Source organism: Chamaesiphon polymorphus CCALA 037 (genome assembly GCF_003003845.1).
Lineage (GTDB): Bacteria > Cyanobacteriota > Cyanobacteriia > Cyanobacteriales > Chamaesiphonaceae > Chamaesiphon > Chamaesiphon polymorphus.
In genome coordinates this window covers 1-20,162 of sequence record NZ_PVWO01000016.1, presented here as the reverse complement: position 1 = coordinate 20,162, position 20,162 = coordinate 1, and the positions used below count along the sequence as shown (strand labels likewise).

General features: G+C 44.0%; 18 protein-coding genes. All 18 read left to right on the top strand.

The genetic code is table 11. The features are described from left to right. Positions 1 to 1,212 (top strand): glycosyltransferase, encoded by a 1,212-nt coding sequence (locus C7B77_RS02475; protein WP_106299986.1) that lies wholly within the window; start codon positions 1 to 3, stop codon positions 1,210 to 1,212. Positions 1,213 to 1,235: 23 nt separating this feature from the next. Continuing rightward, a complete protein-coding gene (locus C7B77_RS02470) occupies positions 1,236 to 2,195 on the top strand; it encodes a glycosyltransferase family 2 protein (protein ID WP_106299984.1) in 960 nt (319 codons plus the stop codon). 232 nt (positions 2,196 to 2,427) lie between these two features. Further along, entirely contained in the window at positions 2,428 to 3,852 is a 1,425-nt protein-coding gene (locus tag C7B77_RS02465) for an MBOAT family O-acyltransferase (RefSeq protein WP_106299982.1), read from the top strand. 105 nt (positions 3,853 to 3,957) lie between these two features. Beyond that, positions 3,958 to 4,908: a hypothetical protein gene (locus tag C7B77_RS02460; protein ID WP_106299980.1), complete on the top strand. Its 951-nt coding sequence runs from the start codon at positions 3,958 to 3,960 to the stop codon at positions 4,906 to 4,908. 31 nt (positions 4,909 to 4,939) lie between these two features. After that, positions 4,940 to 5,911, top strand: a complete 972-nt coding sequence (locus C7B77_RS02455) for a hypothetical protein (RefSeq protein ID WP_245894006.1) — start codon at positions 4,940 to 4,942, stop codon at positions 5,909 to 5,911. A 59-nt stretch (positions 5,912 to 5,970) separates the two neighbouring features. Beyond that, positions 5,971 to 6,933, top strand: a complete 963-nt coding sequence (locus tag C7B77_RS02450) for an exostosin domain-containing protein (RefSeq protein ID WP_106299976.1) — start codon at positions 5,971 to 5,973, stop codon at positions 6,931 to 6,933. A gap of 113 nt (positions 6,934 to 7,046) precedes the next feature. After that, positions 7,047 to 7,769 (top strand): glycosyltransferase family 77 protein, encoded by a 723-nt coding sequence (locus C7B77_RS02445; RefSeq protein WP_146138153.1) that lies wholly within the window; start codon positions 7,047 to 7,049, stop codon positions 7,767 to 7,769. Between the two features lie 9 nt (positions 7,770 to 7,778). Then, positions 7,779 to 8,903 (top strand): glycosyltransferase family 4 protein, encoded by a 1,125-nt coding sequence (locus C7B77_RS02440; RefSeq protein WP_106299972.1) that lies wholly within the window; start codon positions 7,779 to 7,781, stop codon positions 8,901 to 8,903. After that, positions 8,903 to 9,565: a class I SAM-dependent methyltransferase gene (locus tag C7B77_RS02435; protein WP_106299970.1), complete on the top strand. Its 663-nt coding sequence runs from the start codon at positions 8,903 to 8,905 to the stop codon at positions 9,563 to 9,565. The genes C7B77_RS02440 and C7B77_RS02435 overlap by 1 nt, the downstream gene beginning before the upstream one ends. Before the next feature lie 61 nt (positions 9,566 to 9,626). After that, positions 9,627 to 10,694, top strand: coding sequence for a glycosyltransferase family 4 protein (locus tag C7B77_RS02430; protein WP_106299969.1), 1,068 nt, complete (start codon positions 9,627 to 9,629; stop codon positions 10,692 to 10,694). Positions 10,695 to 10,730: 36 nt separating this feature from the next. Beyond that, the gene (locus C7B77_RS02425; protein WP_106299967.1) at positions 10,731 to 11,720 is read left to right on the top strand and encodes an SGNH/GDSL hydrolase family protein; all 990 of its coding nucleotides are present in this window, start codon (positions 10,731 to 10,733) and stop codon (positions 11,718 to 11,720) included. A 152-nt stretch (positions 11,721 to 11,872) separates the two neighbouring features. Beyond that, positions 11,873 to 13,246, top strand: a complete 1,374-nt coding sequence (locus C7B77_RS02420) for an O-antigen ligase family protein (protein WP_106299965.1) — start codon at positions 11,873 to 11,875, stop codon at positions 13,244 to 13,246. Next, positions 13,243 to 14,463 (top strand): glycosyltransferase, encoded by a 1,221-nt coding sequence (locus C7B77_RS02415; protein WP_106299963.1) that lies wholly within the window; start codon positions 13,243 to 13,245, stop codon positions 14,461 to 14,463. Before C7B77_RS02420 ends, C7B77_RS02415 begins: the two co-directional genes overlap by 4 nt. 239 nt (positions 14,464 to 14,702) lie before the next feature. Then, positions 14,703 to 15,776: an acyltransferase family protein gene (locus C7B77_RS02410; protein ID WP_106299961.1), complete on the top strand. Its 1,074-nt coding sequence runs from the start codon at positions 14,703 to 14,705 to the stop codon at positions 15,774 to 15,776. 75 nt (positions 15,777 to 15,851) lie between these two features. Continuing rightward, positions 15,852 to 16,499 carry a succinate dehydrogenase cytochrome b subunit gene (locus C7B77_RS02405; RefSeq protein ID WP_106299959.1) on the top strand — a complete coding sequence of 216 codons (648 nt, stop codon included), beginning with the start codon at positions 15,852 to 15,854 and terminating at the stop codon, positions 16,497 to 16,499. Further along, positions 16,492 to 18,402 carry a fumarate reductase/succinate dehydrogenase flavoprotein subunit gene (locus C7B77_RS02400; protein WP_106299957.1) on the top strand — a complete coding sequence of 637 codons (1,911 nt, stop codon included), beginning with the start codon at positions 16,492 to 16,494 and terminating at the stop codon, positions 18,400 to 18,402. Before C7B77_RS02405 ends, C7B77_RS02400 begins: the two co-directional genes overlap by 8 nt. Beyond that, positions 18,399 to 19,136, top strand: coding sequence for a succinate dehydrogenase/fumarate reductase iron-sulfur subunit (locus C7B77_RS02395; protein ID WP_106299955.1), 738 nt, complete (start codon positions 18,399 to 18,401; stop codon positions 19,134 to 19,136). The genes C7B77_RS02400 and C7B77_RS02395 overlap by 4 nt, the downstream gene beginning before the upstream one ends. 118 nt (positions 19,137 to 19,254) lie before the next feature. Further along, positions 19,255 to 20,031 (top strand): glycosyltransferase family 2 protein, encoded by a 777-nt coding sequence (locus tag C7B77_RS02390; protein ID WP_106299953.1) that lies wholly within the window; start codon positions 19,255 to 19,257, stop codon positions 20,029 to 20,031. Positions 20,032 to 20,162 lie beyond the last annotated feature (131 nt).

The window sequence follows — 20,162 nt, the reverse complement described above, 5'->3', positions numbered from 1 at the left end:
GTGAATATTGGAATCGTTACGATGTGGTTCGAGCGAGGAGCGGCATATGTTTCTCGTCAGTATCGCCAAGTCCTCGCCCAAAATCATGATGTATTTATTTATGCTAGGGTCGGCGAATATCGACAAGGAGATCCGATCTGGGATGATGAGAAAGTAACTTGGGGAAAGCCAAGTTACTTACCAGTGCCAACAGCGATCGATCGTCAAGATTTTGAAAGCTGGATTAAACAAAAAAAAATTGATATTGTCTTCTTTAACGAGCAACAATGGTGGGAACCGCTCAGTTGGTGTCTCGAACTAGGAGTCAAAACTGGTGCTTACATCGATTATTATACCGAAGAAACTATCCCCTTCTTTAGTGTCTACGATTTCTTGATCTGCAATACGCAAAGACATTACGCAGCATTTGACTGGCATCCTCAAGCTTTTTACGTGCCATGGGGAACAGATATAAATCTATTTAAGCCTCAAAGCTTTGAGCCTGTTAATTCAGATAAAGTTACCTTCTTTCACTCTTGTGGCTACGATCCTAAGCGGAAAGGAACAAACTTTATCATCCAAGCTTTTAAAGATATGTCACGATCTGCAAAATTGATCGTTCATAGTCAAGTAGATCTAATTAAGGCATTTCCAGAGCACCAGCAGATTATCGAGGACTTAGAATCAAAAGGCTTGCTTGAGTATGTTCGCAAGACAGTACCAGCTCCTGGCCTATACCATCTTGGCGATATATTTGTAAATGCATCTTTACTAGAGGGTATTGGTTTACCATTAATTGAATCTCAAGCTTGCGGGCTACCACTGATCACTTGCAATCATCCACCGATGAATGAATTTATCATTCCCGAAACTGGGAAAGGGATCGAGATCGATCGACTGTGGAGTAGAAATGATGGTTATTATTGGCCTCAATGTTCGCCGAACATTCAAAATTTCACGGAAATTTTAGATGATTATGCCGGACAGATTGCTAATATTCGCAATTTAAAAGCTACTACTCGCTCCTGTGCAGAACAGAAATTTAATTGGCTCGATCGAGCAGATGCCATCAATTCTATTTTCGAGAAAGCCAGCATAGATACTACGCGAAAACAAGAAACGATCGATAAAGCGATCGGTTTTGAAAAGAATAGACAGGGCGTTGCCTATAGATTTGCCAATAGTTATCCTTGGGCTTGGAATTTATATAGCAAATGGCGTTACGGAAACTAAAAACTTAGTAAAGATATATTCTTATGATGCCATTAGTATCGATCGTTATTCCTTGCTATAACGGAGAAACGTTTGTTAAAGAGGCAATTGATAGTGCGCTCGGGCAAACATATTCCAATCTAGAAGTAATTGTCATCAATGATGGCTCAACCGATCGTAGCTTAGAAATTATTGAATCTTTTGGTGGCAAAATCCAGATCGAATCGACCATCAATCAAGGCGTACAGTTAACCAGGAATAAAGGACTTGAATTAGCCACTGGTGATTATATTAAATTTTTAGACAGTGATGACGTCTTATTGCCCGATTGTATCGAAAAACAAGTCGCTCGATCGGTTCAATTGCCATTAGACAGTAAAAGCATTGTTTATGGCGATGTCGATTGGACGGATTCTCAGCTCCAAACTATTCCTGGATATCCTTCTCAGGCTCAACCCTCAGATTTAGATCCAGTTGCGGCAATCATGTCTTATAGTCCGCTGACATCTTGTCCGCTCCACAACCGCAAGTATTTATTAGAGGTTGGTGGCTTCGATCCGTTTTTAGTCAATCGCCATGAAAACGATCTGCATCTGCGACTGGTACTTGCAGGCGTACAGTTTGTTTACGATCCCTGCTTAGTATACAAATATCGACAGTATAACGACCAGCGGCGATTATCCCGAGCGGCCTATACAGAAATGGGTGCTATGTATTACTATGAAGTTTTAGAGCGAGAACAAAAATTAATCGAGCAAAAGACAGGTCGGTCATTACTGCCAGAAGTTCAGAAAATTTTAGCTAAGAATTATTGGACTTATGGGCGAGTCGTGTTGAGAGAAGGCTTCATTGATGAGGCTCAAAACTACTTTTCTAAAGCTCGTCAATTATCACCGAATGACTGTATTGTTGGTAATTTTCCTTACCCACTACTCGTGAATACACTCAAGCCCTACTGGGCAGAATCAGTAATGAAGATCTTGTCAAGCTTTAAAAGAACCTGAAATGTCAAATAATTAAATCCATAATTATGATAAAAAAGTTGTCGTGCTGTTGTTGTCTTGTTTGGCTTCATTGAAACTTGGGCAGCAGAAGATTTGTAAAAGATTTTAGATTATATATTAGTCAAGGGTTATAAGTTAAGTGCTTACAATCGCCCAAATAGAATAGTTACAAAAATTTAGAAGATTTCTGTAACAGTATTGAATTGTAAGTTAAAGCTAGTTATGTTGCCTAATGTTATTTAACTCTTATACCTTTGCGGTATTCTTCTGCATTGTTACCGTCATCTACTACACATTACCGCATTGGAATATTCGCAAAATATTTCTGCTCGTAGCCAGCTATCTCTTCTACGCAGCATGGAATCCACCATTTATTATTCTCATTTTATTTTCGACAGTTCTAGGATGGTGGTCTGCTAGATTAATCGATCGAGCCATACAACCTGTAAGCAAGCGATTCTTATTAATTGTTAGTTTGACCATTAATTTTGGATTACTAGGCTTTTTTAAGTATGGTAATTTCCTAGTCGAGAATATCACAGCCTTAGCAAATACCATCGGCGTTAATTATAATCCAGATCGCTTCGATATCATTTTACCGATCAGGATCTCTTTCTACACGTTTGAAACCGTATCTTACATTCTCGATGTCTATTTTGGCAAAAGTAAGGCATCCTGCTCGCTTCTCGACTACGCTCTTTATCTAGCCTTTTTCCCACATCTAGTCGCTGGGCCAATTCTGAGGGCAGATGATTTTATCCAGCAATGCGATCGCAAACAGCCATTTGTATTTAGCAATTTTATTTGGGGACTCATCCTCGCAGTGCTGGGCTTATTTGAGAAAGTTGTGGTGGCAGATGGTGTGCTAGCACCAATTGTCGAAAGTTTATTTTCAGCTCAAGGTATTCCTAACTTTGGCTCGGCTTGGGGTGGAACGCTGGCATTTACAGGGCAAGTTTTTTGCGATTTTGCCGGATATTCGACTTGTTCGATCGGGATCGCGCTCTGTTTGGGCTTTGTGTTGCCTAAAAATTTCCAGTTTCCTTATGCCGCGATCGGATTTTCCGATTTTTGGCGAAGATGGCATATTTCGCTGTCAACTTGGTTGCGAGATTATCTCTATATTCCATTAGGCGGGAATCGCAAAGGACAAACGCGCACGCAAATCAATCTGATGTTGACAATGCTATTGGGCGGTTTGTGGCATGGAGCCTCTTGGACATTCGTCGTGTGGGGAGGATTGCATGGCTCGTATCTGATTGGCGAACGCTGGTTGAGTAAATCGCTCGGGCATTATTCAATTTGGCAACAACCATTGGTGCGACTGCTATTAGCACTTGGCACTTTTATTCTGGTTTGCTTTACATGGGTCTTTTTTCGGGCTAGTTCTTTCGAGCAAGCGATAAATATCCTCGCAGCAATGCTAAATGTATCTAATCGATCGGCAACTTTATTACTAGATAGTAAAGCAATTATGACTGCGGTCGGGATGACGATCGCGATTCTATTCGTCCATTGGCAATTAAAAGATCGCACTCTCGAAGAGTTTGTGGCTAAATTGCCGTGGTGGGTAATATCTGTGAGCCTAGCGGGAATGCTCTACGCGATTGCAACTCTCCCTGGAGAGGATCGCTCTTTTATTTACTTTCAGTTCTAACTGTCGCGGCTCCAGCGCAGCGGCTAAACCAACGATTTAGGAGATAAACTCATTAATACTATTCCATGGTCGAAAGTTAGTATCTTAACCCCCATTCTGCTAATTGTGGCTCTAGTTCTTAATGAAACACTACTGTATGCTGCCAAACATCAGCCGTCGATTGTTGATGATGCCGATTTGTTTTGTAGCGTATATGGACGAGTGCCTAATTTAGGCAGTAAAGATGTGATTTTCTTGGGTGCGTCGCGAATGCAAACTGGAATAGATCTAACCACTTTTACCCAACAATACCCCGATCGTCAAGCTCTAATTTTAGCTCAATCTGGCTTAGGTACTTCTTACCCGGTATTCAAAGACATTGTTGAGAACACCAACTACAAAGGAACTGTAGTTATCGATGAAACCGAAGCAACTTTAGCTTTTCAAGATAAAGGTCAAGCAACTTCTGTCAAACATTGCCACCATAATTTTTCGATGAATCGGCAGCTAAATCGTAGCATGTCGAGCTGGCTTCAGAGTACTTTCGTGTTTTTAAACCCTCAAAGTAGCTCGTTCCGGTTGTGGGGTAATTTAATCGCCGAGCGCAAACTTCCAGTACCTTTTTATACTAAAACTTTAAACGATCGACAACAACTAACAGATTATGCTCGCGCGCAGCCTCAAGCACTCAAAGCACTAGCCGAAAGTCGCATTCCCAAAAATCTGACAGAGTCGAATCGATTACCAACATTTGACACCTGGTTTGCGACAACGCAGCATTGGCAACAACCGATCGCCAAATTTCAACGTCGCGGTGGTAAAGTTATTTTTGTGAGGTTACCAGTATCTGAAGAGCTGTGGCAGTTCGAGCGTAAAATTTACCCACAAGAGCGATATTGGCAGCCGGGGATGAAGCAGCTTAATGTCAAATCCATACATTTTGCTGACTATCCCGAGTTATCGACTTTTAAATTACCCGACACCTCTCATCTCGATCTGCACGATAAAGCTACTTTTACCCAGCGGTTGTTAGCACGACTGAGTAATTCGCTAGATCTGCCGATCGAAAATAATTAATTGTAAGCTTACTATTTAACATAGAAATATCGTGTCTTCAGATTTAAAAATTGGTGTTTATTTCTCAGCTAATGATGTTGTCTATGACTGGGCGATCGCGTTTTTAAATAGCTTCCGACAATTCAATCCAGACTTACGGCTCATTCTCATTCCCTTTAACGATCGATGCGAGCGGCTATTGCAGCTTAAAGAAGAATATAATTTTGAAGTTTATATAGATCCATCATTCGATCGATTGGAAGCTATCGGACAAGCTTTTGAACTCGGTCATACACCCACGGGGCCATACTGGTTTAGACGCTATGCGGCTTTTTGGGGGCCGTGCGATCGATTCATGTATTTAGACGTGCGGCAAGTGATTTTGAGCGATCTGACGCCCTTAATTATGGCACTCGATCGATTTAATTTTGATTTTTTGCATTACGACTGCGCGCTCGATCAAGTCTACGAACCAGGCGAATTTCGGCAGCAGTTATTGAGACAGGGCAAAGGACGCGGCTTCAATTCCGGTCGATGGGCGGCTCGCAAAGAGCTATTCTCGATCGAGGAATTTGAAAAACTGGCCGCAGATGCTTTGAAAATTCGCGAACAACTCAATCCGCGCAATACCGATCAGGCATTTATCAATTATTGTTGCGATCTCAAACCGATAGTTTGCGGACATTTTGCTGAAGTTATGGGTAACACTTGTCAAAATGGTTGGGCAAGACAACCGGGACATGTTTATCATCAAGATGGTAAATATTATCTTTGGGATTATGGTGGTATCGACCATAAAAAGCAGGTAATTTTAATCCATTGGGCAGGTTATAAGTGGGAAAATTTCTTCCCGCAAAAGTTTTTATTGCTTTCATTTTTTACCAAGGATCGAAACTATTTAGCGTCGATCTCAATTTATGTGAAGTTAATAGTTGTTAGTCTCCCTAAATTATTGATTACAATCTTAATATCTCAACGGAAAATAAATAGTTTTTACCATTTGCAAAAGCCACAAGCTAGATAATATCATGATTTTTTCAGAAAATTTAAAAACTTTTTTAGTAAGAGGATAATTTCTGAATTATGGCTGCTATTTTTTTAACAACGACCTGTAAGGTAACAAATTACAATCCCAGGGCTTTAGATAACTTCGATCGCATCGTACATTTGGCAGAGCGAGATCTTGTCAAACAACATCAGGTTGTAGATTGTCCGGAAACAGCAGATCTAATTATCTTTATTTGCGATCGCCGAATCTATCATTCAGGAATTTACAGTTCTGAAATTTTTAAAAAGTATCCAGAAAAATCTGTGGTTGTCGATTTTAACGATCGCACCATTCCACGCATCCCTGGATTATATGCAACTATTCCCTTCTATTTACAACAATATCCAATTTACAAATACTTATTTTATCCTTACAACCATGGTTGTTTCGATTTAGAAAAAGCTAACGCTCTGTTCTCAGATTACAAATATCTATTTAGTTTTATGGGGGATGTAAACACCTATCCGAGCGTGCGTGGTGAAGTGCTAAGTTTAATTCATCCAAGAGCATATTTGAAAAATACTTATCAAGATTTTTCACCCGATCTTTTTACTGAAGTCTCGATCTGTAGTAAGTTCGTGCTTTGTCCTAGAGGTGTAGCAGCCTCAACAATTAGAGTCTTTGAAACGATGAGAGCTAGTAGAGTGCCCGTGATTATTTCAGACGAGTGGCAAGAGAATGAGCTAGCAGAAGATGTTGATTGGCCAGAGTTTTCGGTTAGAATTCCCGAACGAGATATTAAATTAATCCCAGAAATTTTGGAAGCATTGGAGCCAAAAGCTCTGATAATGGGGCAAAAAGCGCGATCGGTCTGGGAAAACAATTTTTCGATAAGTCATGGCTTTAACTGGTTAGTCAATTCATGCTTGAAAATTCAAAAATCTCGTCATGACTGCGAGCGAGTATTATCTAGAAAAGTCTACTTAGAAGCCTTGAACAAACATCACTTTATCCCATTTTACAAAGAGTCGATTAGAGGCGCACTTGGCAAAATATAATCGATCGACTCGATCGCGATCGAGCTTTTAGACAACTGTCGATCGAGTAGAGTTAGCTAGATAGCGATCCCAGTAAAGATTAATTAATTGCAAATAAATATTATCCAAACGATATGTCTCCAGCAAAATCATCAGTTTTTATGTTTTCGATCGCCACCAATGGCTACGATAAGATATTTCAAGCTTGTCTCGACAGCCATCAAAAGTATGCCGATCTGCAAAACTATGATTATCGCGCATTTACCAAATCTCCACCTAGTGGTATATCTGGTACTAATTCCGCTTGGCTCAAAGTGGCAATTATTCTTAGAGCCTTAGAAAAAGGATATCAAAATGTTTTCTTTGTGGATGCAGATGCGTTAATTCGTGAGTACACTCCACCTATTGACTCTGTTTTTTGTCAAGATAAATTTGTCTACATGAGTGTAGAATCTTCCGGTAACTTTAATTCAGGTGTAATTATAGTTGTCAATAGCCCGCAAGCGATTAAGTTCTTCAAAAATCTCTTGCTCAGAGCGGATGTCCCCAATTCATTGCTGCCAAAATCCGATCGATGTCTATATGAAAATGGTCATGTCATTAACCTAGCAAAAAACTCACCGATCGTGCAGATTATCGATCCCAAGTGGAATTATAATTACAATACAAATATCGGCGAAGGCGAAAAAGAGTATATTTCTCATGGCCGAGAACTAGAAGCTTGGAAGCAGAAGCCTCATGCCAAAAAGCCACCCCTAAGTTTATTTCAATCCTTATTAGTGCGGATCGAACAAGGCCCAAGATACTTTTTACTCAATCGCCTACTGAAATTTTACGAACATGAATACAATTTCTAGGAACCGAGTGTGAATATTATTTCTTATATTCATCCGGTCAGTACTTACGTTCCATGTACGGGAATCGGTAAACACATCAATCAGATCTTGTTGGGACTGAATCATCGCGATGAAATCTCCCTCAAATTACTATTTTCGCAACAGTGGTTGCAGCAAAAACAATTAAATCCACTTTCCCCATTGTCGCCGTTGCCATTTATCACATTTCCGGCTGCGGAGAATGCTACCGAGCGCAATTGGAAATTATGGGGATTTCCCCGGATGGATCGCTACATTGCCGATGATACAGATTGGCTGTACGCACCCATGCAAACTTATATCCCGGTTACGAAGTGCCCAGTGGCGGTGACGCTACACGATATTCAAGCCTTCGAGCCTAACTTGCCATGGTCGAAAACCTGGCAACATCGTTGGTTTGCGTATAAATGGGGACAGTGGGTGCGCAAAGCTCTGACCGATTGTCGCGTCGTGTTTACGGTTTCGGAGTTTTCTAAACAGCGCATGGTCGATCTCTTAGGCGCAGATCCTCGCAAGATCGAGGTGATTGGTAATGGTGTCGATCCCTCCTTCTTTGAGATCGCCACGATCGATCCGGCTAGTCTCGATCGACCCCATGAGTCACCATATATCATCATTGTGGGTGGATTGCGTCAGAAAAAGGGTGCCGATGATGTCTTAGCCGTGGCGAAATTACTCCAGAACCAGAACAGCGACTTACAGATTGTGGTTGCTGGTGCGTCTGAAGATCTTTATATTGCAGCCGCTCGGGATTATGACAATATTACCTTGTTAGGCATGGTCTCCGATCGAGACTTGCCGCGCTTATTACGCTGTGCTTCATCATTGCTGTTTCTGTCACCCTATGAAGGGTTTGGCATTCCGGCTCTAGAAGCCATGGCAGCCGGAATTCCGTCTGTAGTATCCAATCGAGCCTCGTTGCCAGAAATTGTTGGCGATGCAGGGCTGATTGTCGAGCCGACGGCAACCGCTGCGGTTGTCGAGTTGCTCGTGGAGCTAGATCGAAATTCCCAGTTCAGGGCAGAATATATTCACAGAGGTCACCAACACGCAGCAATATACACTTGGTCTAGTTGTGTCGATCGTTTAGTTACTGCATTTAATACCTTTGCCTAATGCTAATTACCGAACAAAATCCCCCCCAGTCGCTGCTCCCCGGTCAAATGGTTCAATTTGGCTGCGGATTATGCGCTCCCACCCAATGGCAGAACTTTGATGCCAGTCCGACACTGCGCCTGCAAAAACTCCCCGTAGTCGGCCCGCTCGTCCCGGCAGGAGAATTCGGCCGCTTTCCCGCCAATGTCAAGTATGGAAATATTGTCAAAGGACTACCCATTCCCGATGAGAGCGTGCAATTGCTGTATTGTTCTCACGTATTGGAGCATCTAACTCTAGATGAATTGCGGCAAGCACTGCGCAATTGTTATAGACATCTCCAACCTGGGGGGATCTTCCGATTTGTCTTGCCGGATCTGGAATTTATGTCGCGACAATACCTGAGTTCCACCGATCCAGATGCCGCGCTAGAATTTATGCGTGTGACTTGGATGGGCATTGAACATCGACAACGAGATCTGCGGGGCTTTTTAAAAGAATGGCTCGGTGGCAGTCAACATCTGTGGATGTGGGACTACAAATCACTAGCTCGCGAACTTAGTGCTGCTGGCTTTCAAGATATCCGTCGTGCCGAATTGGGCGACTCTGGCATTGCCGAATTTTCGGAGCTAGAAGATCCCCAACGATGGCAAAATGAATTAGGAATCCAATGCCACAAATAAGCTTGTCACTCCGGTTGGGCCGATCTATGACAGCTAATTTCACTCTCTATTGCCGATCGATATGAAACTCAAGGTTGTCTTTTGCTGGTCGGATATTTCTGGTTACATGGCGGCCTGCTGGCGCGCGCTCAAAGCATCCGCAGAGGTAGATGTTTTTGTAATTGCCTTTCAAGCATTGACAGAAACTGCTTTTGGAGATCGATTGATGGCAGATATTCCCTGTCGATTGCTCGATCTTCAGGAGCGACAAGATTCAAAGGCGATCGAGCAACTCGTGTTATCGCAACATCCAGATGTAATTGTGACTTGTGGTTGGCTGCATCAACCCTACTGCAAGTTGGTATCTGTCAGTAAATTACAAGATACGGCCTTCGTAATGGGGATGGATACACCGTGGAAGGATAGTTGGCGACAACGACTGGCACCACTAGTACTGAAATCTTACCTCCAGCGGATGAATCGAGTCGTAGTTACTGGCGAGCGCAGTTGGCAATATGCCAAACGATTGGGAATTGCCGCCGATCGGATCGATCGTGGGCTGTATGGCATCGACTATCATAGTTGGGTACCATTGTGGGCACAAAGATCGCAAACAGACTGGCCGCGATCGTTTCTGTTTATCGGTCGTTATATTCCCATCAAAGCCATCGATATCCTGATTCAGGCTTATCGGGAGTATCGCCAGCAAGTAGAGCAGCCGTGGGAACTAGTCTGTTGCGGCCAAGGCGAACTTAAATCCCAACTCACTGGAGAGCCAGGAATTATCGATCGCGGCTTTTTACAGCCCGACGAGATGCAACCCGTATGGCAATCGGCAGGCGCATTCATCCTGCCCAGCCGCTTCGATCCGTGGCCATTAGCAATTGTAGAAGCCGCTGCTGCTGGGTTGCCAATTATTTGCACCGACGCGTGCGGCTCTGGTGTGGAAGTCGTTCGGCCATGGTACAACGGTCTGGTAATTGCGGAAGAAAATACCGTCAGCCTCACCAAGGCTCTCATCTCGCTCCATCAGCGTTATGACGATTTGCCTGTATGGGGGAAACGCGCTCAGGAGCTAGCGGCACCCTATGCTACCAATATTTGGGTCGATCGATGGCACGCTTTACTCCAAACAGCCGTCGAGTCCTAAATCAGTCCATCCACTCTCGATGGTACTAACTAAATCATGCGCATCAAAAAACAGCATCCACTCCGAAGCATTTTAAAAAATAAGTTGCTCGTGCGAGCGACGATCGCGGCTGTTTTGGCGATCGCCAGCGGAGAAATCTTTGCACGCTATTATCTCGGGCTGGGCACGCCCCCGCTGTCAGTCGCACATCCGACGATCGAATACATGTACAAGCCCGATCGAGATGTGTATCGATACGGCCATCACTTTGTCACCAATCAGTATGGAATGCGATCTGTACCTTTTGACAAAAAGAAAGGTAGTAATGAATTTAGAATTATGGTGTTTGGCGATTCGGTGATTAATGGCGGCAGTCTTACCGACCAAGCAGAATTGGCTACTAGCATAGTACAGGAGCAACTTGCTAAAAAACTAGGCAAAAAGGTCATTGTCGGCAATATTTCCGCAGGTAGCTGGGGGCCGGGAAATTGGCTGGCTTACGCTCAGGAATATGGGTTTTTCGATCCCGATCTGGTCGTGCTGGTGCTCTCAAGTCACGATTATGTTGACAATCCCACATTCGCATCTTTAAATAAGGACACTCACCCAACAGATAATCCAGCTTCAGCTCTAACTGAAGGGATTGAAAAATATTTTGATAACTATATGTCTAAAATGGCTGGCGGTACTACTGTCATTGAAGCTTTTCAATTGCCCGCACCTAAAAAAGACAAAGAAAAAGAAGCAGAAGAGAAAGGTCTTGGCGATTTGAGCAGTTTTCTCGAATTGGCAAAAAGTAATTCGACTGATGTTTTAGTATTTCAGCATTACGAACAACCGGAAATTGTTAGCGGTCGTGCCAACGGAGGAAATCAAAAAATCAAAGAGACCTGCGAGAAATTGGGAATCGATGTCGTATCTCTAGAGCCTTATTTTCGGAAATCGATGCAAGCGGGGGCCAATCCCTATCGAGATTTTATTCACCCCAATCGGGTGGGACAAAAGCTAATTGCTACAGCGATTTTAGCAAAGATAGAAAATCGGTAAGTATCTTGATTTTAAAATCGATTTCTCGATCGAATCTTAACTAAGATATCCGCATTCAAAATAACCATCGCAATGGATATAGTGTTTGGCCATATATTTGACCTCGGATAATGTTAAGAATAATTCAATTTTCCTAAACAACTAAATAAAGTATGAATCAAGGTTTTATCAGTCAACTCATTGGGTTCCTCACGACTCCCTTTGGTATCATTGGGGTTGCCCTGGGGATGTTGTTGGTTTTCAGAGCTAGTAATTCTCGGCCTGCTAGCTGGCTGGTGTTTAGTATTTGTTGCTTTGCGGCATCGCTCAATAAATTTAGGGATCAATGGATTCCAGAACCACCAGCACTACTACCTCCGCTCCAACAAATTCGTGAATATGGTAGACCGTTAGCAATCGTCTTTTTAGTTCTCCTCGTCTTGCTATCGCTACAAGCCCAAGGGACATGGCGCAGAGAGATCCGCCCGCCAGCGATGAAATATTTGATGTACGTTCAATTTGTAATTTTTGCCAAGACATTAATATACGGTAGTCTGGAATTTTCCGTAATATCAGCCTTAACATTTGGTGGCATTATTTATATGTTATTGAGAGGGCCAGGACGATGGCTCGAAAATGATGATAATTTTAGACTGGCAATTAGATCGCTGGCAATAGCAGGGTTAATTTTTATCTTCGCCAATACCTATCAATATATAATTAACCCCTTTCCAGTGACTTTCCACCACGGTCGCTTCCAGGGTACGACGGGAAACTCTCAACATGCTGCCGTGTTTTTAGCAGCCACAATTCCGTGTTTTATGTTTATGGTGCAAAGCTTTGCCAGATTGAATTATTTAAAATTCTTGTGGATTGGAGTTTTAGCTATTGCCATGTATTTCTTGTTGTTGACTGGCTCCCGTACCGGGCTATTAATGGGCGCGATTTCAATTTTGTTATTTTATCGAAATAATGGTGGAGCTTGGCTGAAAGTGATACTGTTTATCGCGATATCAGCGACAGTATTGATGCCATTTTTAGGGGGAGAAACAGTAACTTCATCGCTCGGGATTAGTTCTTCGGTAAGCGAACGCTTTACATCGACTAATAATACGCGGGCTGAGGTCTGGGGCTATATGTTAAATGATTTTAGCAACAATATCGTGTTTGGGGCACCCTTATATGGAGAGCGGATGGGTTATGGCGAAAACTCTTGGCTGGCTGCTGGTGGTAACCTGGGCTTAGTTGGATTTATTCCGATGACGTTGATGGGCTGGGAATCTCTCAAAATGATCTGGCAGCTCAACCAGCTAGGCAATCGCAATCGATATTACTTTTTCCAGAGTAGTGCGGTAATGGCTGGATTGGGATCGTTGCTAATTGGGAGTATTTTTGAGCCTTTCTTACTGGGAAATATTACATTTTCGCTAATGGCATTTTTGACTTATTTAGTAATGGGTGGATATTTACTAGAAGTCGATCGAGTGCGGACTTACTACGCGAGGGTGGAAGCGGAACAGATGGAGCAGTCTGGAGTATATCAGTGAAAATTTTACATGTCATCCCCTCGATTTCTCCCGCACGAGGCGGAACGAGCCGAGCCATTATCGATATGGTGCGGGCTTTGCGCGATCGGGGGATCGATGCCGAAATTGCCACGACTAACGATGATGGTGACGGTCTTCTGGATGTACCGTTAGGCGGTAAATCTACTCTCTACGACAGCATACCGACCTACTTTTTTGCGCGGTTCTCACCGCAGATAAGCGCATTGAGAGAATTTGCCTTTTCGGGATCGTTTACTACTTGGCTATTCCAACATATAGGCGAGTATGAGGCCATCCACGTTCATGCCCTATTTTCCTATACTTCGACAGTCGCCATGGCGATCGCGCGATTCAGAGGGATTCCGTATATCACTACGCCACATGGATTGCTGTGTGAATGGTCGCTCCAGCAAAGCGTACAGAAAAAGCAAACTTATCTCAAGTTAATCGAACGCGCCAATCTCGATGGTGCTCGATCGATCCACGTCACTTGTCAGCAAGAGCGCGAGGATGTGGCAACGCTAGGCTTTAAATCGCCCACATTCGTCCTGCCACTAGCTTTGACAGATACCCCTGTCCAGATCCCCGATGCGGCAACGCGCCTGCGTCAAAGTTTGAATTGTGCCCCAGACGAACCGATTATTCTATTTTTATCTCGACTGCATTACAAAAAAGGATTAGAATATCTGATTCCTGCCCTCGGTCGGCTCAGAGATCGGCGGTTTACCTTTGTCATTGCTGGTAATGGTACCCCAGCTTATGAAGCAGAAATTCAGGCATTACTAGTTACATCTGGAATCGAACAGCGGACGCGGATGGTCGGGTTTGTGGAAGGAGAACGCAAAGATGTATTAATTCAAGGAGCTAATTTATTTGCGTTAACCTCACACTCGGAAAACTTTGGCATTTCTGTTCTAGAAGCATTAGCTGTCGGTACGCCAGTGTTAGTTACCCCAGGGGTTGGTTTAGCAACAATTGTGAGCGATAATAGCCTCGGTTTCGTTGCCGATTTAGATATTGAATCGATTGCTAATGTCCTCGATTGCTGCTTAGACGATCTCGATCGCGCTAAATCGATCGGCACTCACGCGCGCCAGTTTACACTCGAACACTTTAATTGGGATCGGATTGCTGGAGAGTTAATTCAAGTTTATCGAGATCTCGTTACTAATAATGCCGTTTCGCGATCGGAGATCGCCGCTCGCGCGCATCAATAATCTCAGTTGTTACTTGCTAAGTTCCTACACAAATCTGGCGATCGGTCAAAAAGATCGTCGATCGGTAATAAATTAGCTGTATTTTTCAGTTTAAGAAGTAGTTTTAGCCACTGCGATACTAACTAGCACTAGACGGCAGAAATTAAGCTATTATTTCTTGCCCCGCTCCCCGCCAAAATAGTAACTAGATTTATGCCGTAGAGTACCAGCAACTTAGGTTAAATAATTGAGGTGGAAAAATGGAAAATAGATCGAGGCAATGGGGTTTAGATTTAGCACGAGTCATTGCCACTTATGGGATCGTGCTGATCCACTCAGGTGATTATGCTCCCTACAGTGACTTGGCACAGAAAGCACAAGAATTTTTCAGGTTTTCGTTACCTTTTTTCTTAGCAGCTTCATTTTACTTGCTTGTCAATCCTGAAAAAAAAGTTACCTTATCCAAGGCGATCTCTACTAGGTTTAGTCGGTTGTTACTGCCTTATGTAGTTTGGACTTTAGTTTACCTATCCGCACGGATAATCAAAGAATCGATGGCTAGCAAGTCGCTGGCATTCGGCAATCTCTTTCAAGATCCAGTCGCAGTCATATTTTATGGTTCGGCTGCGGTTCACTTGTATTTTCTGCCGCTACTATTTACAGGTAACTTATTTGCGATCGCCATCGATCGATTCAAAACTAATTTAAAAACATCGATCTTGTTATTTTTAGCTAGTTTGGCTATCTACAACCTTGCCTTACAATACAGCGTTAATTTTAGCATGGCGTTTGTGAGGTTGCACGTAGTATTTTACTCGTTACAAATATCTAATTTACAGCCGTTACTAAAATTCTTAGTAATGCAGGGTTGGTTTATAATCATTTGTCTGCCGTATATCTTCTTCGCCAGAAGTATCCATGCCTGGATGGCTCGATATCCACAGCGATCGCCGATATCGAATCGTAACTATGTATTGTTACTACTTGCTTTTGTAATGGTAATTACGGTAGGGCGGAGTATATTTCCGTTCGTTCTTAACGAACCTATTTATGGCTGTTTGTTGTTGGTGTTGGCAATTAACTTCCCCTCTACCTGGGTCAGTGAGTTCTGGCAGAAGCTATTATTAGATCTCAGTCAAGCTTCATTTGGGATCTATCTCCTGCATCACTTAATTGTTAATTTTTCCGAGACATTAACATTCAAGAAGTTTCCTGAATTTGGTGCTCAAATAACGATCGTCAGTCAATTAGTATTTTCAATATCTGGTTTTTTAATTAGTTGGGCGATCGTGCGGATATTTACGAGTAGAAAGATAAACTTTTTCAAAGTATAATTTTATAGTAGGACACCGAGCTTTAGGAATGCTCAAAAAGCTAGAGTCTGGTTTATCAACGAGCTAAAGATCGACATGCAGTCAAGTAACTTTTTCTCATCTTCGATCGGTCGCAAAGTCATCATGGCTGGTACTGGGCTATTTTTAATGGCTTTTTTACTCGTCCATCTCGCTCTTAACGCTACCTTGTTTGTGAATGATGGCGGTCGGTTATTCGATCGTACCGCCGAGCTGCTTCGTCATAATTGGCTGTTGCACGGCTTGGAAATATTAGTATTTGGTAGCTCGATCGTCCATATCTGGCAAGGGATATCAGTGAGTATCGACAATAGATCGAAACGGAGCACCCCTTATGCTGTCAGTCCTGGCTGGTCGTTCGATCCGGCTCGATCGATGGGTCTACTGGGTGGGATAATTTTAGTCTTCTTACTCCTGCATCTATACCAATTCTGGCTGCCTAACGCGATCGGTGCTGGCGATCCAGACCTTTACCGACTGGTAAGAGACACCATGAGCCACGGTTGGGTCATCGGAATCTATCTACTGGGTTGTGTTGCACTATCGGCTCATCTACTCCACGGCTGGCGCAGTCTGTGCATTACGATGGGTCTGACAGAGCGATATCTCAAAATTTTGTCGCCATTAGGCATTAGTTTTGCCATTACAGTACCATTAGGTTTGGCTAGCATCCCAATTTCCCTGTTTATCGGCAGCCATGCTTAATTCTAAAATTCCAGCGGTGCCTGTAGCCCAACAGTGGCAGACTTACCAAGAAAATACCCGTCTGATTAGCCCTGCTAATAAAAGTAAACTAGAAATTATTATTATCGGTACCGGACTGGCTGGAGCTTCCGCAGCGGCTACGCTGGCAGAACAGGGTTATCGAGTCAAAGCTTTTTGTTTCCAAGATTCCCCCCGCCGCGCCCATAGTATTGCCGCTCAAGGGGGGATTAATGCAGCTAAGAATTATCAAAACGATGGCGATTCCGTCCGGCGGCTGTTTATCGATACGATCAAGGGTGGTGACTATCGATCGCGAGAAGCTAATGTTTATCGATTAGCGACAATTAGCAGCCAAATTATCGATCATTGCGTCGCTCAAGGCGTGCCGTTTGCCCGCGAATATGGCGGAATGCTCAGCAATCGATCCTTCGGTGGTACCCAAGTTCAGCGCACCTTCTACGCAGCGGGACAGACGGGACAACAACTATTATTAGGTGCCTATCAAGCTCTCGAACGCCAAGTCGCGCTGGGTAAGATCGTCATGTATACCCGTCACGAAATGCTCGATATCGTCCAGATCGATGGCAAGGCGCGGGGGATTATCGCCCGCAACTTAGTCACTGGCGAACTAGAGCGACATTTCGGTCATGCGGTGCTGCTCTGTTCGGGCGGATATAGTAATGTATTTTATCTATCTACCAATGCGATCGGTAGTAACGTCAGTGCGAGTTGGAAAGCCCACAAGCAAGGTGCATTATTTGCCAATCCTTGCTTTACCCAGATTCACCCTACCTGCATTCCCGTTGCTGGCGAATATCAGTCGAAACTGACGCTGATGTCCGAGAGCTTACGCAACGACGGTCGGATTTGGGTGCCAAAAACGGCAGGAGATCGCCGTCCGGCTGCCGAAATTCCCGAAGCGGAACGCGACTACTTTTTAGAAAGACGCTATCCTGCCTATGGCAACCTCGTCCCCCGCGATATTGCCTCCCGTGCGGTCAAAGAAGTGTGCGACGCTGGTTTTGGGGTCGGTCATTCCCAACGGGCGGTATATCTCGATTTTGCTGATGCTCTCGATCGATTCGGTCGCGCCACGATCCAGAATAAGTATGGCAATTTGTTTGCGATGTATGCCCAGATTACGGGAGAAGATCCTTATACGGTGCCGATGCGGATTTATCCAGCGGTGCATTATACGATGGGCGGGTTGTGGGTAGACTATGAATTGATGACCACCATTCCTGGTTTGTATTGTTTGGGAGAAGCCAACTTTAGCGAACATGGTGCCAATCGGCTCGGTGCTTCGGCCTTAATGCAGGGTTTGGCGGATGGTTATTTCACGATTCCAGCGACGATTAGCAACTATTTAGCCGACGATCTCAATACGCCCCCGATCTCGATCGACCGACCGGAGTTTATCCAAACACAAGCCGCAGTCAGAGCCAGACTGGAGCGGCTGGTCGATATTCGGGGAAAACAAACAGTCACTAGCTTTCATCGCCGTTTGGGTCAAATTATGTGGGCGGATTGTGGCATCGTCCGAACGGCGGCGGGATTAGAATCAGCGATTCTCGAAATTCAGGCTTTACGAGCGGAGTTTTGGCAAGATGTCAAAATTCCGGGTACTGTCGATGCGCTCAATCCCGAATTAGATCTGGCACAACGCGTCGCTGATTTTCTAGAGCTAGGCGAATTGATGTGTATCGATGCCCTCCACCGTCAGGAGAGCTGCGGCTGTCATTTCCGTGCAGAATTCCAAACCGAGATGGGTGAAGCCCTCCGTAACGATGAGGAATACGCTCACGTTGCCGCCTGGGAATATTTGCCAGATCTTCGATGGCAGTTTCACCCAGAACGGTTAAAATTCGAGCTAGCACAGTTGAGTCAACGTTCTTACAAATGAAACTTACCCTCAAAATTTGGCGACAAGCTTCAGCCCAGACTGGCGGGCGATTTGTCACTTACCAGCTCGCCGATGTCTCGCCAGACATGTCTTTTTTAGAGACGATCGATTTACTCAACCAAAACCTAATTATCGCAGGGGAAGACCCGATCGCCTTCGATCGTGATTGTCATGAAGGGATTTGCGGCTCCTGTGCCATGTATATCAACGGTCGTCCCCATGGTGGCGATCGAGCTAGTACCACCTGCCAGCATTATATGCGCTCTTATCGGGATGGCGATACTATTACAGTCGAACCCTGGCGGGCGAATGCTTTTCCTGTAATTAAAGACTTAATGGTCGATCGATCGGCATTCGATCGCATCATTCAATCTGGTGGCTATATCTCCGTCAACACTGGTAATGCTGTCGATGCCAACGCGACACCGATTGCCAAAGATATCGCCGATGCTGCTTTTGCCGATGCGATGTGCATCGGTTGCGGAGCCTGTGTCGCAGCTTGTAAAAATAGCTCGGCGATGCTATTTGTCGCAGCAAAAGTCTCCCACTTATCACTCTTGCCACAAGGGCAACCAGAACGACAACGCCGCGTTCTCAATATGGTGGCGCAGATGGACAAAGAAGGTTTTGGTAGTTGTAGCAACACTGGCTCCTGTGCGGCGGTATGTCCCAAAGAAATTTCGTTAGCAGCTATCGCCCACCTCAATCGGGAATACCGTCAAGCTCGATCTTAGGCATTGCAATTTTGCGTGACAAGCTGTCACTAATAGCGAGGGGAAGGGTAATTTATGAATTACCCTTCCCCTCACTTTGACGCTCGGATTTACCGTAAATCATTATTTATAGCCATAAATGTTAGACAAAGTTACTCCATTAATCCTTACTTATAATGAAGCACCCAATATAGCTCGAACTCTCGAGAAATTATCGTGGGCACAAGAGATCGTAGTTATCGACAGCTATAGTAATGATGAAACCATAGATATTCTTAAATCTTACCCACGAGTCAAGGTTTTCCAACGCGCTTTTGATACTCATGCGATCCAATGGAACTATGGAGTAGAACGAGTTACTTCGGAGTGGGTACTTTCACTCGATGCTGACTATGGCATTCCCGATCGACTAGTTGATGAGATTTCAGCTTTAAATAATAACTCGATCGACGGTTATTTTATCCCATTCAAGTATTGTGTCTTTGGCAAGCCCTTGCAGAGAGCCATTCTACCGCCACGTCAAGCACTATTCCGAAAGGAAGCATGTACTTATGCCGATGATGGTCATACTCAATTATTAGTAAATCAAGGCTCGACAGGTACGCTACAAGAACACATCTATCATGACGATCGCAAGCCTGTAAATAGATGGTTTAATTCGCAAATTAAATATGCAGACTTAGAAATGAAAAAGCTGATCGATACACCACCAGTACAGCTAAGTTTGGTAGATAAAATTAGACTCGCTAAATTTATAGCTCCCGTGCTGGTTTTAGTCTATTGCCTAATTTATAAAGGTGGAATTCTGGATGGCTGGCATGGTATTTACTACGCATTTCAGCGAGTCTTAGCAGAACTAGTCCTATCGATTAAATTAATCGAACGCGAATTTTATACGACAAAGACAATCGACTAGTACTAGGCGGCGCAAGTTAGGTTACTATTTCACACTCCCAACTCCCCGCTCCCCGCTGTCTTGATTTGCTGTCTTGACCCAAACACATGCGGAGGGAACCTCCGCGTGATTTGGGTCGCTAACCCGTCGGG